This is a genomic window from Salmonella sp. SAL04196, from assembly GCF_046550835.1.
In the GTDB taxonomy this organism is placed as follows: domain Bacteria; phylum Pseudomonadota; class Gammaproteobacteria; order Enterobacterales; family Enterobacteriaceae; genus Salmonella; species Salmonella enterica.
Genome location: NZ_JBGDXE010000003.1, coordinates 325,523 through 340,501 on the forward strand (window position 1 = coordinate 325,523; position 14,979 = coordinate 340,501).

Annotated in this window: 12 protein-coding genes and 1 pseudogene; 4 read left to right on the forward strand and 9 right to left on the reverse strand. The window is 55.0% G+C overall.

The genetic code is table 11. The annotated features are described in order from the left end of the window. Positions 1 to 92: 92 nt before the first annotated feature. Positions 93 to 173: pseudogene (locus ACLJPE_RS14325) on the reverse strand (hypothetical protein); the annotation flags it as partial. A gap of 121 nt (positions 174 to 294) precedes the next feature. Between ACLJPE_RS14325 and kefF the strand changes: the two are divergent. From kefF to folA, 3 genes are all read left to right on the forward strand, one after another. Continuing rightward, positions 295 to 825 (forward strand): glutathione-regulated potassium-efflux system oxidoreductase KefF, encoded by a 531-nt coding sequence (gene kefF / locus ACLJPE_RS14330; RefSeq protein ID WP_000600706.1) that lies wholly within the window; start codon positions 295 to 297, stop codon positions 823 to 825. Then, positions 818 to 2,680 carry a glutathione-regulated potassium-efflux system protein KefC gene (gene kefC / locus ACLJPE_RS14335; RefSeq protein WP_000377152.1) on the forward strand — a complete coding sequence of 621 codons (1,863 nt, stop codon included), beginning with the start codon at positions 818 to 820 and terminating at the stop codon, positions 2,678 to 2,680. Before kefF ends, kefC begins: the two co-directional genes overlap by 8 nt. Positions 2,681 to 2,878: 198 nt before the next feature. Beyond that, positions 2,879 to 3,358, forward strand: a complete 480-nt coding sequence (folA, locus tag ACLJPE_RS14340; protein ID WP_000624379.1) for a type 3 dihydrofolate reductase — start codon at positions 2,879 to 2,881, stop codon at positions 3,356 to 3,358. Between the two features lie 95 nt (positions 3,359 to 3,453). Here the strand turns inward: folA and apaH are convergent, their stop codons facing one another. From apaH to lptD, 6 genes are read right to left on the reverse strand one after another with little or no spacing between them, the layout of a single operon-like run. Then, positions 3,454 to 4,302 (reverse strand): bis(5'-nucleosyl)-tetraphosphatase (symmetrical) ApaH, encoded by an 849-nt coding sequence (apaH, locus tag ACLJPE_RS14345; RefSeq protein WP_000257211.1) that lies wholly within the window; start codon positions 4,300 to 4,302, stop codon positions 3,454 to 3,456. Between the two features lie 10 nt (positions 4,303 to 4,312). After that, the gene (apaG, locus tag ACLJPE_RS14350; RefSeq protein WP_000610894.1) at positions 4,313 to 4,690 is read right to left on the reverse strand and encodes a Co2+/Mg2+ efflux protein ApaG; all 378 of its coding nucleotides are present in this window, start codon (positions 4,688 to 4,690) and stop codon (positions 4,313 to 4,315) included. 2 nt (positions 4,691 to 4,692) lie between these two features. Beyond that, positions 4,693 to 5,514 carry a 16S rRNA (adenine(1518)-N(6)/adenine(1519)-N(6))-dimethyltransferase RsmA gene (gene rsmA, locus ACLJPE_RS14355; protein WP_001065397.1) on the reverse strand — a complete coding sequence of 274 codons (822 nt, stop codon included), beginning with the start codon at positions 5,512 to 5,514 and terminating at the stop codon, positions 4,693 to 4,695. Next, positions 5,511 to 6,500, reverse strand: a complete 990-nt coding sequence (gene pdxA, locus ACLJPE_RS14360; RefSeq protein ID WP_023251514.1) for a 4-hydroxythreonine-4-phosphate dehydrogenase PdxA — start codon at positions 6,498 to 6,500, stop codon at positions 5,511 to 5,513. The genes rsmA and pdxA overlap by 4 nt, the downstream gene beginning before the upstream one ends. After that, a complete protein-coding gene (gene surA, locus ACLJPE_RS14365; protein WP_000800482.1) occupies positions 6,500 to 7,786 on the reverse strand; it encodes a peptidylprolyl isomerase SurA in 1,287 nt (428 codons plus the stop codon). Before surA ends, pdxA begins: the two co-directional genes overlap by 1 nt. 53 nt (positions 7,787 to 7,839) lie before the next feature. Further along, on the reverse strand, positions 7,840 to 10,194 hold the full coding sequence (gene lptD / locus ACLJPE_RS14370) for an LPS assembly protein LptD (protein WP_023232760.1): 2,355 nt from the start codon (positions 10,192 to 10,194) through the stop codon (positions 7,840 to 7,842). 253 nt (positions 10,195 to 10,447) lie between these two features. Here lptD and djlA point away from each other — a divergent pair, with 253 nt between their 5' ends. Beyond that, positions 10,448 to 11,260, forward strand: a complete 813-nt coding sequence (djlA, locus tag ACLJPE_RS14375) for a co-chaperone DjlA (protein WP_001200595.1) — start codon at positions 10,448 to 10,450, stop codon at positions 11,258 to 11,260. 94 nt (positions 11,261 to 11,354) lie between these two features. Here djlA and rluA read toward each other — a convergent pair whose 3' ends face one another. Together rluA and rapA are read right to left on the reverse strand one after the other, a co-directional pair. Further along, positions 11,355 to 12,014: a bifunctional tRNA pseudouridine(32) synthase/23S rRNA pseudouridine(746) synthase RluA gene (rluA, locus tag ACLJPE_RS14380; protein ID WP_000525196.1), complete on the reverse strand. Its 660-nt coding sequence runs from the start codon at positions 12,012 to 12,014 to the stop codon at positions 11,355 to 11,357. An 11-nt stretch (positions 12,015 to 12,025) separates the two neighbouring features. After that, positions 12,026 to 14,932: an RNA polymerase-associated protein RapA gene (gene rapA / locus ACLJPE_RS14385; RefSeq protein WP_039513881.1), complete on the reverse strand. Its 2,907-nt coding sequence runs from the start codon at positions 14,930 to 14,932 to the stop codon at positions 12,026 to 12,028. Between the last annotated feature and the right edge of the window lie 47 nt (positions 14,933 to 14,979).

Genomic DNA, 14,979 nt, shown 5'->3' on the forward strand with positions numbered 1-14,979 from the left:
TTGATATTACAGTCATTACAGGCAAATTTAGCGCAGCGCCGCCCGACAAGAAGGCCTTAAACCGATTGGTCAGCGATTTAAGGCTGCTATCATCACCGACCTTTCCACACCGGATCGCGCTTTTCCGCAAACGCCTGCGGCCCTTCGAGAGCGTCTTCCGGGGGCAGGATGGCGTCAACTCCTTGCTGGCGTTAATTCAATTTTTTCTGGTTAGCCGCTCAATAATATTCACTATTAGCCTGGCGAATTTGTCACTACACTTTGTGATAAAAAACAGATCATCACAGGCTAATCATGATCCTCATTATTTATGCGCATCCGTATCCGCATCATTCTCATGCGAATAAACGGATGCTTGAACAGGCAGGGACGCTGGAAAACGTCGAAATACGTTCGCTTTATCACCTCTATCCCGATTTCAATATTGACGTTGCCGCCGAGCAGGAGGCGCTGTCGCGCGCGAGTCTTATCGTCTGGCAGCATCCGATGCAGTGGTACAGCGTCCCTCCTTTACTCAAATTATGGATGGATAAAGTCCTCACCCACGGCTGGGCTTACGGTCATGGCGGTACGGCATTACACGGTAAACATCTGCTGTGGGCGGTAACGACCGGCGGCGGTGAAAATCACTTTGCTATCGGCTCCCATCCGGGATTTGACGTCCTTTCTCAGCCGCTACAGGCGACGGCGCTCTATTGCGGCCTCAAATGGCTGCCGCCGTTTGCCATGCACTGCACGTTCATTTGTGATGATGACACCTTACAGGCGCAGGCGCGTCAGTATAAACAGCGTTTACTGGCATGGCAGGAGGTGAATCATGGATAGCCATACTCTACTGCAGGCGCTGATCTATCTTGGTTCGGCGGCGTTGATTGTGCCGATTGCGGTACGTTTGGGCTTAGGAGCGGTGCTGGGGTATCTGATTGCGGGGTGTATTATCGGCCCCTGGGGACTACGGCTGGTGACGGACGCCGAATCTATTCTGCATTTTGCGGAAATCGGCGTCGTGCTGATGTTGTTTGTTATTGGGCTTGAGCTGGACCCGCAACGGTTATGGAAGCTGCGCGCCTCGGTATTTGGCGGCGGCGCGTTACAGATGGTGGTCTGCGGCGGACTGATTGGTCTGTTCTGTATGTTTCTTGGCCTGCGTTGGCAGGTGGCGGAACTGATTGGCATGACGCTGGCGCTTTCGTCCACGGCTATCGCCATGCAGGCAATGAATGAGCGTAACCTGACCGTTTCACAAGTAGGACGTAGCGCATTCGCAGTGCTCTTGTTCCAGGATATCGCGGCGATCCCGCTGGTGGCGATGATTCCGCTGCTGGCCGCCAGCGGCGCATCCACCACGCTTGGCGCGTTTGCGCTATCGGCGTTGAAAGTCGCAGGCGCGTTGGCGCTGGTGGTGCTGCTGGGACGCTACGTCACGCGCCCGGCGCTGCGCTTTGTCGCGCGTTCTGGTTTGCGGGAAGTGTTCAGCGCCGTGGCGCTATTTCTGGTGTTTGGTTTCGGCCTGTTGCTGGAAGAGGTTGGGCTGTCAATGGCGATGGGCGCGTTCCTGGCGGGCGTTCTGCTGGCGAGTTCGGAATATCGTCATGCGCTGGAAAGCGATATTGAACCCTTTAAGGGGTTGCTGCTGGGGCTGTTCTTTATTGGCGTCGGCATGTCGATTGATTTCGGCACGCTGGTGGAGAATCCGCTGCGCATTCTGCTGTTGCTGGCCGGTTTTCTGGCAATCAAAATCGTCATGCTGTGGCTGGTCGCGAGGCCCCTGGGTGTACCGGCAAAACAGCGTCGCTGGTTTGCCGTCTTATTAGGCCAGGGAAGTGAGTTTGCGTTTGTGGTTTTTGGCGCGGCGCAAATGGCGGGTGTACTTGAGCCGGAATGGGCAAAAGCGCTGACGCTGGCGGTCGCGCTGTCGATGGCGGCAACGCCGATTTTTCTGGTGCTGCTGACGCGCATGGAGAAGACCGCGACGGGTGAAGCGCGCGAGGCGGATGAAATCGACGAAGAGCAGCCGCGGGTTATTGTGGCCGGGTTTGGACGATTTGGGCAGATAGCCGGGCGTTTGCTGCTGTCGAGCGGGGTGAAGATGGTGGTGCTCGATCACGATCCCGATCATATCGAAACGCTGCGTAAATTCGGCATGAAGGTTTTTTATGGCGACGCGACGCGTATGGATTTGCTGGAATCTGCCGGAGCGGCGAAGGCGGAGGTATTGATTAACGCCATTGACGATCCGCAAACCAATTTGCAACTGAGTGAACTGGTGAGGTCGCATTTCCCGCATCTGCAGATTATCGCCCGCGCCCGTGATGTCGATCATTACATCCGCCTGCGCCAGGCAGGTGTGGCGATGCCCGAACGTGAAACCTTCGAAGGCGCGCTCAAAAGCGGGCGACAGGCGCTGGAAGCGCTGGGGCTGGGGCGTTATGAAGCCCGCGAGCGCGCGGATCTGTTCCGCCATTTTAATACCCGGATGGTGGAAGATATGGCGAAAGGGGAAAACGATCCGTTATCTCGCGCCGCCGCCTATAAACGTACCAGCGCGATGTTGAGCGAAATTATTACCGAGGACCGGGAGCATCTGTCGTTGATTCAGCGCCACGGCTGGCAGGGAACGGCTGGGGGCAAACATTCCGGGGAGGCCGCTGATGAACCCGAGGTCAAACCGTCAATCTAAAGTAAAAAATGTGATGTTCTGCAAACTTTACTGCTAATTGGCTGTTTTTGAACTACTGTAATGCTGGCGCTCCACATCAAATGAGTGGCGTCGCCAGCAGAACGAAAAATTTTCGTGCTCATCCTCTTTTCGTCAGTCGACGAAAGATTGCGCTTTACGTATAGTGGCGGCAATTTTTTTTGTATCAGGAAATAATTAATGATCAGTCTGATTGCGGCGTTAGCGGTGGATCGCGTCATCGGTATGGAAAACGCCATGCCGTGGAACCTGCCTGCCGATCTCGCCTGGTTTAAACGTAACACGTTAAATAAACCTGTCGTTATGGGACGTCACACCTGGGAATCCATCGGACGCCCCTTACCGGGACGTAAAAATATTGTTATCAGCAGCCAGCCGGGCACCGACGATCGCGTGCAGTGGGTGAAGTCTGTCGATGAGGCGATTGCCGCTTGCGGCGATGCGCCGGAAATTATGGTCATTGGCGGCGGGCGCGTGTACGAGCAGTTCCTGCCAAAGGCGCAGAAGCTTTATCTGACGCATATTGATGCGGAAGTCGAAGGCGATACCCATTTTCCGGATTATGAACCGGATGACTGGGAATCGGTATTCAGTGAGTTTCACGATGCCGACGCGCAGAATTCTCACAGCTATTGTTTCGAGATTCTGGAACGTCGTTAACGCTGTAGTGCCGGATGGCGTCGAAACGCCTTATCCGGCCTACTCTTGAGCCGGATGTAGGCCTGATAAGCGTAGCGCCATCAGGCATAAACCTATCAGGCGTTGACCGCTTCGCCTTCGCCCATATCCATCTGGCGGTTTGACGGCTGCACAAAATACTGTTTATCTTCCCAGCGTAAACAGGTCAACTCCCCGCCCCAGCAGCAGCCGGTATCCAGCGCGTAAATACCTTCCGGCGTCCCTTTCCCTTCCAGCGACGCCCAGTGCCCGAACGCAATACTGTAAGCCTCGCTCACCGGCCCCGGAATGGCGAACCACGGCTTCAGCGGCGCAGGGGCATTTTCCGGCGACGCTTTACTGTACATATCCAGTTGACCGTTAGGAAAGCAGTAACGCATACGGGTAAAGGCATTAGTAATAAAGCGTAGCCGCGCCAGACCGCTTAACTCCGGCGACCAGTTATTTGGCATATCGCCATACATCGCGTCGAGGAAAAAGGGGTACGAGTCGCTCGACAGCACCGCTTCAACATCGCGGGCGCACTCTTTTGCCGTCTGCAAATCCCACTGCGGGGTAATACCCGCATGCGCCATGACCAGCTTTTTCTCTTCATCTACCTGCAACAGCGGCTGACGGCGTAACCAATTCAACAGCTCATCGGCGTCCGGCGCTTCAAGAAGCGGGGTCAGCCGGTCTTTAGGTTTGTTGCGGCTAATCCCGGCGAATACGGCCAACAGGTGTAAATCGTGATTCCCCAGCACCAAACGCACGCTATTGCCAAGCGATTTGACGTAGCGTAACACGTCCAGCGAACCGGGACCGCGGGCGACCAAATCGCCAGTCAGCCACAGAGTGTCTGTGTCTGGCGTAAATTCCACTTGCTGTAATAAGGCGATCAGTTCGTCGTAGCAACCGTGAACGTCGCCGATGAGATAAGTTGCCATTGTTATAATTTTAGTGAATGAGTGTAGGGACGGCGAGTCGAAACACGGGAATGTCGATGGTAAAGGCGTCGCCATTTTCATCGATCATTTCGTAATGACCCTGCATGGTGCCCAGCGGCGTTTCAATTACCGCGCCGCTGGTGTACTGATACTCTTCGCCAGGCGCAATGCGCGGCTGGACGCCAACCACACCTTCGCCCTGGACTTCGGTTTCACGGCCATGACCATTGGTAATCAGCCAGTAGCGGCCCAATAGCTGCACTGGCGCCCGGCCCAGATTGCGGATGGTTACGGTATAGGCAAAAACGTAACGTTCATCGTCAGGTGAGGATTGCGCCTCAATGTAGACGCTTTGCACCTGAATACACACTCTGGGCGAATTGATCATGTTTAACTCTCCTTCAAAGGCGCGTTTTCCGACAGATAATTGGCCATCTGGCAGTACTGCGCGACAGAGATATTTTCCGCGCGCATTGCCGGGTCAATACCCATTTCCGTCAACGTCTCAACGCTAAAAAGATTGCCGAGACTGTTACGGATCGTTTTACGGCGCTGGTTAAAGGCCTCGGTGGTAATACGGCTCAACACGCGAATATCTTTAACCGGGTAAGGCATTGTTGCGTGTGGAACCAGACGCACCACGGCGGAGTCCACTTTGGGCGGCGGCGTGAAGGCGGATGGCGGCACTTCAAGCACAGGGATCACCTGACAGTAATATTGCGCCATCACGCTTAAACGACCATACGCTTTGCTGTTCGGCCCTGCAACCAGACGATTTACCACTTCTTTTTGCAACATAAAGTGCATGTCGGCAATGGCATCAGTATAGCTAAAGAGATGGAACATCAGCGGGGTGGAGATATTATAGGGCAGATTGCCGAACACACGCAGCGGTTGGCCCAACTGCGCAGACAGTTCGCCAAAGTTCATGGTCATGGCGTCCTGCTGATAAATAGTCAGCTTCGGCCCTAAGAACGGATGGGTTTGCAAACGCGCCGCCAGATCGCGGTCAAGTTCAATGACCGTGAGCTTATCCAGTCGTTCGCCGACCGGCTCCGTCAGCGCCGCCAGACCGGGGCCGATTTCAACCATCGCCTGGCCTTTTTGCGGATTAATAGCAGAAACAATACTGTCGATCACAAACCGATCGTTGAGAAAGTTTTGCCCGAAGCGTTTACGGGCTAAATGGCCCTGATGGACTCGATTATTCATTGGGTATTAACAATCATTTTGATGGCGAGATTAAGCGCCGTAATAAAACTGCCGACATCCGCTTTTCCACGACCTGCCAGTTCAAGCGCGGTGCCGTGGTCAACGGAGGTTCGAATAAAAGGTAGGCCGAGCGTAATATTCACTCCCCGACCGAATCCCTGGTATTTTAGCACGGGCAGGCCCTGATCGTGGTACATCGCCAGCACCGCGTCGGCATTATCGAGATATTTGGGCTGAAACAGCGTATCAGCAGGTAGCGGCCCGTTGAGTTTCATCCCCTGCGCCCGCAGCTCGTCGAGCACCGGAATGATGGTGTCTATCTCTTCCGTGCCCATATGACCGCCTTCGCCCGCGTGCGGATTCAGGCCACAGACAAGAATGCGCGGTTCGGCAATACCAAATTTGGTCCGCAAATCGTGATGCAAAATAGCAATCACTTCGTGCAAAAGCGCAGGGGTGATGGCGTCTGCAATCGCCCGTAGCGGCAGATGCGTGGTCGCCAGCGCCACGCGAAGTTCTTCGGTTGCCAGCATCATCACGACTTTTGTCGCCTGCGAACGCTCTTCGAAAAACTCGGTATGACCGGTAAACGGAATGCCTGCGTCGTTAATAACGCCTTTGTGCACGGGGCCTGTGATCAGCGCGGCAAATTCACCGTTCAGACAGCCATCACACGCTCGCGCCAGCGTCTCTACCACATAGGGGCCATTTTCTACCGTCAACTGACCGGGGATGGCAGGCGCGCGCAGCGAGACCGGCAATAGGGTCAGCGTTCCCACGGGCTGCGGCGCAGCGGGGACATCAGGCGAGTAAGGGAGAAGCGAGAGGGGCAGGCCGAGCATGGCGGCCCGCTCCGTCAGGAGCGCGCCGTCCGCACAGACGACCAGTTCAATCGGCCACGCGCGTTGCGCCAGTTGGACAACAAGATCGGGGCCAATCCCGGCGGGTTCGCCGGGAGTAATAACAACGCGTTGCGCACTGCTCATTAGTTACTCAAAATCTTAACATAAGCGCTGGCGCGCTGTTCTTGCATCCAGGTCGCCGCTTCTTCTGAGAATTTACGGTTCATCAGCATACGATAAGCGCGATCTTTCTGCGCCGCATCGGTTTTGTCTACCTTACGCGTATCCAGCAATTCGATCAGATGCCAGCCGAAAGAGGAGTGTACCGGCGCGCTTATTTGGCCTTTATGCAGCTTCGTCAGCGCGTCGCGGAACGCCGGATCGAAAATATCTGGCGTAGCCCAACCCAAATCACCGCCCTGGTTAGCGGAGCCCGGGTCCTGAGAGTACTCTTTCGCCGCAGCGGCAAATGTGGTTTTACCACTCTTAATGTCAGCCGCGATTTCTTCCAGCTTCAGGCGCGCCTGCTGATCGTTCATGATCGGCGACGGCTTAAGCAGAATGTGACGAGCGTGAACTTCGGTCACGGAGATACTCTGGCTCTGACCGCGCAGGTCATTTACTTTCAGAATGTGGAAGCCGACGCCGGAGCGAATCGGGCCGACAATGTCGCCTTTCTTCGCAGTGCTCAGCGCCTGGGCGAAAATCCCCGGCAGCTCCTGGATGCGGCCCCAGCCCATCTGACCGCCTTTTAGCGCCTGCTGGTCGGCAGAGTAGGTAATCGCCAGTTTGCCGAAATCTGCGCCGTTACGCGCTTCTTCAACAATGCTTTCCGCCTGGCGCTGCGCGTCGTTAACCTGCTCGGAGGTTGGGTTTTCCGGCAGAGCAATCAGGATATGGCTCAGGTTCAGCTCGGTGCTGGCGTCGTTTTGGGTGCCAATCTGTTTTGCCAGCGCGTCAACTTCTTGCGGCAAAACGGTGATACGGCGACGAACCTCGTTGTTGCGCACTTCAGAGATAATCATCTCTTTACGAATCTGGTTACGGTAGGTTGAATAGTTCAGCCCATCGTAAGCCAGACGGCTGCGCATCTGATCCATCGTCATATTGTTTTGTTTGGCGATGTTGGCGATGGCCTGATCCAACTGCTCATCCGTGATCTTCACCCCCATCTTCTGACCCATCTGCAGGATAATTTGATCCATAATCAAACGTTCCAGGATCTGGTGACGCAGCGTGGCGTCGTCCGGAAGCTGCTGACCTGCCTGACCCGCGTTGAGTTTGACTGATTGCATTAAGCCATCAACGTCGCTTTCCAGCACGACGCCATTATTGACGACGGCTGCGACTTTATCGACTACCTGGGGGGCAGCGAAACTGGTATTCGCGATCATGGCGATACCGAGAAGCAGCGTTTTCCAGTTCTTCATACTTTTTCCATTTCAATTAACCGCAATGCGGATTACGTTGTAAATCAATCAGATTACATAGAGCTTTGGTACGGCAGAATGTTCGAACGCAACATTTCTTGCGTGCCGAGGCCGTAGTTAGAGCTCAAACCGCGCAGCTCAATGTTGAAGCCAATCGCGTTATCATAAATCGCGTGTTGTTTATCGTTATCCCAACCGTTCAGCTTACGTTCGTATCCGACGCGGATCGCATAGCAGCAAGAGTTGTACTGCAAGCCGAGCATCTGGTCTGCAGGTTTGCTCGAATTGGTATCGAAGTAGTACGCGCCGACAATCGACCAGCGATCGGCAATCGGCCAACTTGCCACCGCGCCCACCTGGTTGATGCCGTTTTTATACTGCTCTGCCGTGGAATAATACGAAGGCAACGTAGCCTGAATATATTCCGGGCTGGCATAGCGGTAGTTCAACTGTACCAGACGATCCTGATCCCGACGGTATTCGAGGCTGCTGCTGCTGGTAGCGACGCTATCCAGACGGGTATCGTACTGCACTCCGCTACGCAGCCCCCAGCGTTCTGAAATACGCCAGTAAGTGTCGCCTGCCCAAACCAGCGAACCGGTTTTGTCGTCATTCTCCCATTTAATGTTGTCATCGCCGGTGCGAGACTCCGTGAAATAGTAGATTTGACCAACAGAAACGTTAAAACGTTCAACGGCGGCATCATCATAAACGCGTGTTGTGACGCCGGTCGTGACCTGGTTGGCGGAAGCAATACGGTCGAGACCACCATAAGTGCGGTCGCGGAACAGGCCGTTATAGTCGGATTGCAGCAAAGAAGAATCGTAGTTATAGATGCCGCTCTGGTCGCGGTACGGCACATACAGGTACTGCACGCGTGGTTCCAGCGTCTGGGTATACCCCGGCGCCAGCATCGCCATATCGCGTTCGAAGACGAGCTTACCGTCGACTTTAAACTGTGGCATGACGCGGTTAACCGAATCTTCCAGTTTTTTGCTGTTATTGGCGTTGTACCAGTCCAGATTCGTTTGCTGATAGTGCGTCGCCATCAGCTTCGCTTCGGTGTTCAGGCTGCCCCAGCGGTTGGAGAGCGGCAAATTGATGGTTGGCTCCAGGTGGACGCGGGTCGCTTCCGGCATATTGTCTTTGGTGTTGACGAAATGTACCGCCTGGCCGTAAATCCGGGTATCAAACGGCCCGAGATCGTTATAGTAGTAGTTAACGTCTAACTGCGGCTCCGCAGAGTAGCTGCTGGTGTTCTGATCGTTAAACACCTGGAATTGCTTGGTCGACACCGTAGCGTCAAAGTTTTGTACGGCGTAGCCGACGCTGAATTTCTGCGTTGCGTAGCCGTCGGTACTCGAACCGTACTTACTGTCGAAATCATTAAAATAGCTGGAGTCGCTGACTTTGGTGTAATCGACGTTAAAACGCCACACCTGATCCATCACGCCTGAGTGCTGCCAGTAGAATAACCAGCGGTGCTTATCGCCCTCTTTGGGGTGATCGTCCTCGTAGACTTTATCAGAAGGCAGATAATCTAATTCCATCACTCCCTCGCCTGCCTGCGTGAGATAACGGAATTCGTTCTCCCACATAATATTGCCGCGGCGGTGCATATAGTGCGGGGTGATGGTGGCGTCCATATTGGGCGCGATGTTCCAGTAATACGGTAAGTAGAACTCGAAATAGTTCTTGGTCGTGTATTTCGCGTTCGGGATCAGGAAACCTGAGCGACGTTTGTCACCGACGGGGAGCTGTAAATAGGGGCTATAAAAGATCGGAACCGGACCTACTTTAAACCGGGCGTTCCAGATCTCCGCAACCTGTTCTTCACGGTCATGGATGACTTCACTCCCCACCACGCTCCAGGTATCGGAGCCAGGCAGACAGGAGGTAAAGCTGCCGTTTTCCAGAATGGTATAGCGGTTTTCGCCGCGCTGCTTCATGAGATCGGCTTTACCGCGTCCCTGACGGCCCACCATCTGGTAATCGCCTTCCCAGACGTTCGTGTCTTTGGTGTTCAGGTTCGCCCAGCCCTTCGGCCCTTTAAGGATGACCTGATTGTCATCATAATGCACATTACCCAGCGCATCGACGGTGCGTACAGGTTCCGGCTGACCTTCCGCCTGCTTCTGATGAAGCTGCACTTCATCCGCTTGCAGGCGGCTATTCCCCTGCATAATGTCCACGTTGCCGGTAAAAACGGCATCGTCCGGGTAGTTACCTTTAGCGTTATCGGCATTGATAGTAACCGGCAGATCGTTGGTATCGCCTTTTACCAGAGGACGATCGTAGCTCGGCACGCCCAACATACACTGTGAGGCGAGATCGGCTGCCAGCCCCTGATGACTATAAAGGGCGCTGGCGATCATGGTGGCCAGAAGAGTGGGAATACGTTTTTTCATACGTTGTATTTATTGTTCCATCATCGGTAGCGTTGCGCGTGACAAACGGTCACAGCCTAACTTACTCATCTTCGCTGCGCCAGTGTTAATCCTGCCGTTTAGCGTCTGTGGTGTTAGGCACGGCATTGAATGACAGGTATGATAATGCAAATTATAGGCGATGTCCCACAATTGACCGTAGCCTTCATTCGCAGAAAAGCACCTTATTTTGTGGGAGATAGCCTCACCGATAGCGTAACGTTTTGGGGAGTCTATGCAGTACTGGGGAAAGATAATTGGCGTCGCCGTAGCCCTGATGATGGGCGGCGGCTTTTGGGGCGTGGTCCTGGGTCTGCTGGTGGGCCATATGTTCGACAAAGCCCGCAGCCGAAAAATGGCGTGGTTTGCCAACCAGCGGGAACGGCAGGCGCTGTTTTTTGCCACCACCTTTGAGGTGATGGGCCACTTAACCAAATCAAAAGGACGGGTGACGGAAGCGGATATTCATATCGCCAGTCAGTTGATGGATCGCATGAATTTACACGGCGATTCACGTACTGCCGCGCAGAACGCCTTTCGGGTCGGAAAAGCGGATAATTACCCATTACGTGAAAAGATGCGGCAGTTTCGTAGCGTCTGCTTCGGGCGTTTTGATCTGATCCGGATGTTTCTGGAAATTCAGATCCAGGCGGCGTTTGCCGATGGCTCGCTGCACCCTAATGAGCGGGAAGTGCTGTATGTGATTGCGGAAGAGTTAGGTATTTCCCGCGTACAGTTCGATCAGTTTCTGCGCATGATGCAGGGCGGCGCGCAGTTTGGCGGTGGTTATCATCAACAGTCCGGCGGCGGCTGGCAGCAGGCGCAGCGCGGCCCGACGCTGGAAGATGCCTGTAATGTGCTGGGGGTTAAAACCACCGACGATGCAACCACCATTAAACGCGCTTATCGCAAACTGATGAGCGAGCATCATCCGGACAAACTGGTCGCGAAAGGTTTGCCGCCGGAAATGATGGAAATGGCGAAGCAAAAAGCGCAGGAAATTCAGAAAGCGTATGAGCTAATCAAAGAACAGAAAGGCTTCAAGTGATTGAATTGCCGGATGCGGCTAGCGCCTTATCCGGCCTACGTTAATGAATGTAGGCCGGGCAAGCGAAGCGCCCCGGCATAAATTGGCTCAGAATTTAAAAATCTGCCGGGACTTTAAACGTCATGCTGTTACCGTAAGCGGGATGGGTAATGGTCAGCATTTCGGCGTGTAACTGCAAACGCGGCGCCAGCGACAACGCTTCCGGCGAGGCGTAAAACCGATCGCCTAAAATCGGGTGGCCTAACGCCAGCATATGCACACGAAGCTGATGCGAACGTCCGGTGATCGGTTTTAGCACCACGCGGGCGGTATTATCCGCCGCAAACTCCACCACGTTATATTCCGTTTGCGCCGGTTTGCCGGTTTCATAACACACTTTCTGCTTTGGCCGGTTCGGCCAGTCGCAGATGAGCGGTAAGTCGACCAGTCCTTCCGCCGGGGAGGGATGCCCCCATACGCGCGCCACATACTGCTTTTTCGGCTCACGTTCGCGGAACTGGCGTTTTAGCTCCCGCTCCGCGGCTTTGGTCAGCGCCACTACAATCACGCCGCTGGTGGCCATATCCAGACGATGCACCGACTCTGCCTGCGGGTAGTCGCGCTGGATACGCGTCATAATGCTGTCTTTGTGCGCTTCCAGACGCCCCGGCACGGACAACAGGCCGCTGGGCTTATTGACCACCATAATGTGCTCATCCTGATACAGGATAACCAGCCAGGGTTCCTGCGGCGGATTGTAGTTTTCCATCCCCATGTACGGCTCCGTTATTGGTGCGTGACGACGATAAGACGCAGCGCGTCCAGACGCCAGCCTGCCTGATTCAGGCTTTCCAGCACCTGCTGACGGTTACTGTCGATAGCGGCAAGTTCGTCGTCGCGAATGTTCGGGTTGACGGCGCGCAGCGCTTCCAGACGCGACAGTTCCCCGGACAGTTTTTCATCCGCCTCGCGACGCGCGTTATCAATCAGCGCTCTGGCGGACTTTTCAATCTGCGTCTCACCCAGTTGCAAAATGGCGTGGACGTCCTGTTGCACGGCGTTCACCAGTTTGCTGCCGGTGTGGCGATTCACGGCGCTGAGCTGGCGGTTGAAGGTTTCAAACTCGACCTGGGCGGCCAGATTGTTGCCGTTTTTATCTAACAGCATACGTACCGGCGTCGGCGGCAGGAAGCGGTTCAGTTGTAGCTGTTTCGGCGCCTGCGCTTCCACGACGTAAACCAGTTCGACCAGCAGCGTGCCGACGGGCAGCGCTTTATTTTTCAACAGCGAAATGGTGCTGCTGCCGGTATCGCCGGAGAGGATCAGATCCAGTCCGTTACGGATGAGCGGATGTTCCCAGGTAATAAACTGCGCATCTTCGCGAGACAGGGCTACGTCACGTTCAAACGTGATAGTACAGCCGTCTTCCGGCAGGCCGGGGAAATCCGGCACCAACATGTGGTCAGACGGCGTCAGCACGATCAGATTGTCGCCGCGATCGTCCTGGTTAATGCCGACGATATCGAACAGGTTCATGGCGAACGCGATCAGGTTGGTGTCGTCGTCCTGTTCTTCAATGCTTTGTGCGAGCTGTTGGGCTTTTTCTCCGCCGTTGGAGTGGATCTCCAGCAGGCGGTCGCGGCCCTGTTCTAACTGGGCTTTTAGCGCTTCATGCTGTTCGCGGCAGGATTTGATCAGATCGTCAAACCCGTCGGTTTCTTCAGGCGCGGCCAGATAGTTAATCAGACTGGCGTAGGCTGAATCATAAATCGCGCGACCGGTCGGGCAGGTGTGCTCAAAGGCGTCCAGCCCTTCGTGATACCAGCGAACCAGCACCGACTGGGCGGTTTTTTCCAGGTACGGGACGTGGATCTGGATATCATGCGCCTGGCCGATACGATCCAGACGACCAATACGCTGTTCCAGCAGATCCGGGTTAAACGGCAAGTCGAACATCACCAGATTGCTGGCAAACTGGAAGTTACGTCCTTCGGAGCCGATTTCAGAACATAACAGCACCTGCGCGCCGGTATCTTCTTCGGCGAACCAGGCGGCGGCGCGGTCGCGTTCGATAATCGACATGCCCTCATGGAACACGGCGGCGCGGATGCCTTCGCGTTCGCGCAGCACCTGCTCCAGCTGTAACGCGGTGGTCGCCTTAGCGCAGATCACCAGCACTTTTTGCGAACGATGGCTGGTCAGATAGCCCATTAGCCACTCAACGCGTGGGTCGAAGTTCCACCAGGTGCCGGTATCGCCTTCGAACTCCTGATAAATTTGTTCCGGATAGAGCATATCGCGGGCGCGATCTTCCGCGCTCTTACGCGCGCCCATAATGCCGGAGACCTTAATGGCGGTCTGATACTGGGTCGGCAGCGGCAGTTTTACCGTATGCAGTTCACGTTTCGGGAACCCCTTGACGCCGTTACGGGTGTTGCGGAACAGAACGCGGCTGGTGCCGTGGCGATCCATCAGCATCGACACCAGCTCATCACGGGCGGCCTGCGCGTCGTCGCGATCGCTATTAGCGGCCTGCAACAGCGGTTCAATATTCTGTTCGCCGATCAGATCGCCCAGCCTGTTCAGTTCGTCGTTGCTGAGTTTATTGCCCGCCAGCAGCATGGCCACCGCATCAGCGACAGGGCGGTAGTTTTTCTGTTCTTCGACAAACTGTTCGAAATCGTGGAAACGGTTCGGATCGAGCAGGCGCAGACGGGCGAAATGGCTTTCCATCCCCAGTTGTTCTGGCGTGGCGGTCAGCAGCAGCACGCCCGGTACGCGTTCAGCTAACTGTTCGATGGCCATATATTCACGGCTCGGCGCATCGGTACTCCACACCAGATGATGCGCTTCGTCGACCACCAGCAAATCCCACTCGGCGTCGCACAAATGTTCCAGACGCTGCTTATTACGGCGGGCGAAATCCAGCGAGCAGATCACCAGTTGTTCGGTTTCAAACGGGTTATACGCGTCGTGCTGCGCTTCGGTATAGCGTTCGTCATCGAACAGCGCGAAGCGCAGGTTGAAACGGCGCAGCATTTCTACCAGCCACTGGTGTTGCAGGGTTTCCGGAACGATGATCAATACGCGTTCCGCCGCGCCGGATAATAACTGTTGATGCAGAATCATCCCGGCTTCAATGGTTTTACCTAAGCCCACTTCATCCGCCAGCAGTACGCGCGGCGCGTGGCGACGACCCACATCATGAGCGATATTAAGCTGATGCGGGATCAGGTTGGTCCGCTGACCACGCAGGCCGCTGTATGGCATCCGGTACTGCTCGCTCTGAAATTTACGGGCGCGATAGCGCAGCGCGAACCGATCCATTCGATCGATTTGACCGGCGAACAGACGATCCTGGGGCTTACTGAAAACCAACTTGCTGTCGAGCAGAACTTCGCGCAGCGTCACATTGGTCTCTTCGGTATCCAGGCGGGTGCCGACATAAACAAGCAGGCCATTTTCTTCTTTTACTTCATCGATATGTAGCTGCCAGCCTTCATGGCTTGTAATCGTATCGCCAGGGTTGAACATGACGCGGGTCACGGGAGAATCACTACGCGCATACAGGCGGTTTTCCCCCGTGGACGGGAAAAGTAAGGTGACGGTTCGCGCATCCATCGCAACAACGGTTCCAAGTCCCAGCTCGCTTTCTGTATCGCTGATCCAGCGTTGACCAAGTGTAAAAGGCATATGTGTTCGGCTCTATATCTTTAATTGCAGGCATTACTCGCCATTCC

Coding starts and splice junctions, on each gene's coding strand:
- rsmA (WP_001065397.1), bottom strand. CDS start 5,514: ATGAATAATCGAGTCCATCAGGGCCATTTAGCCCGTAAACGCTTCGGG.
- folA (WP_000624379.1), top strand. CDS start 2,879: ATGATCAGTCTGATTGCGGCGTTAGCGGTGGATCGCGTCATCGGTATG.
- kefC (WP_000377152.1), top strand. CDS start 818: ATGGATAGCCATACTCTACTGCAGGCGCTGATCTATCTTGGTTCGGCG.
- rapA (WP_039513881.1), bottom strand. CDS start 14,932: ATGCCTTTTACACTTGGTCAACGCTGGATCAGCGATACAGAAAGCGAG.
- apaG (WP_000610894.1), bottom strand. CDS start 4,690: ATGATCAATTCGCCCAGAGTGTGTATTCAGGTGCAAAGCGTCTACATT.
- rluA (WP_000525196.1), bottom strand. CDS start 12,014: ATGGGGATGGAAAACTACAATCCGCCGCAGGAACCCTGGCTGGTTATC.
- lptD (WP_023232760.1), bottom strand. CDS start 10,194: ATGAAAAAACGTATTCCCACTCTTCTGGCCACCATGATCGCCAGCGCC.
- apaH (WP_000257211.1), bottom strand. CDS start 4,302: ATGGCAACTTATCTCATCGGCGACGTTCACGGTTGCTACGACGAACTG.
- djlA (WP_001200595.1), top strand. CDS start 10,448: ATGCAGTACTGGGGAAAGATAATTGGCGTCGCCGTAGCCCTGATGATG.
- kefF (WP_000600706.1), top strand. CDS start 295: ATGATCCTCATTATTTATGCGCATCCGTATCCGCATCATTCTCATGCG.
- surA (WP_000800482.1), bottom strand. CDS start 7,786: ATGAAGAACTGGAAAACGCTGCTTCTCGGTATCGCCATGATCGCGAAT.
- pdxA (WP_023251514.1), bottom strand. CDS start 6,500: ATGAGCAGTGCGCAACGCGTTGTTATTACTCCCGGCGAACCCGCCGGG.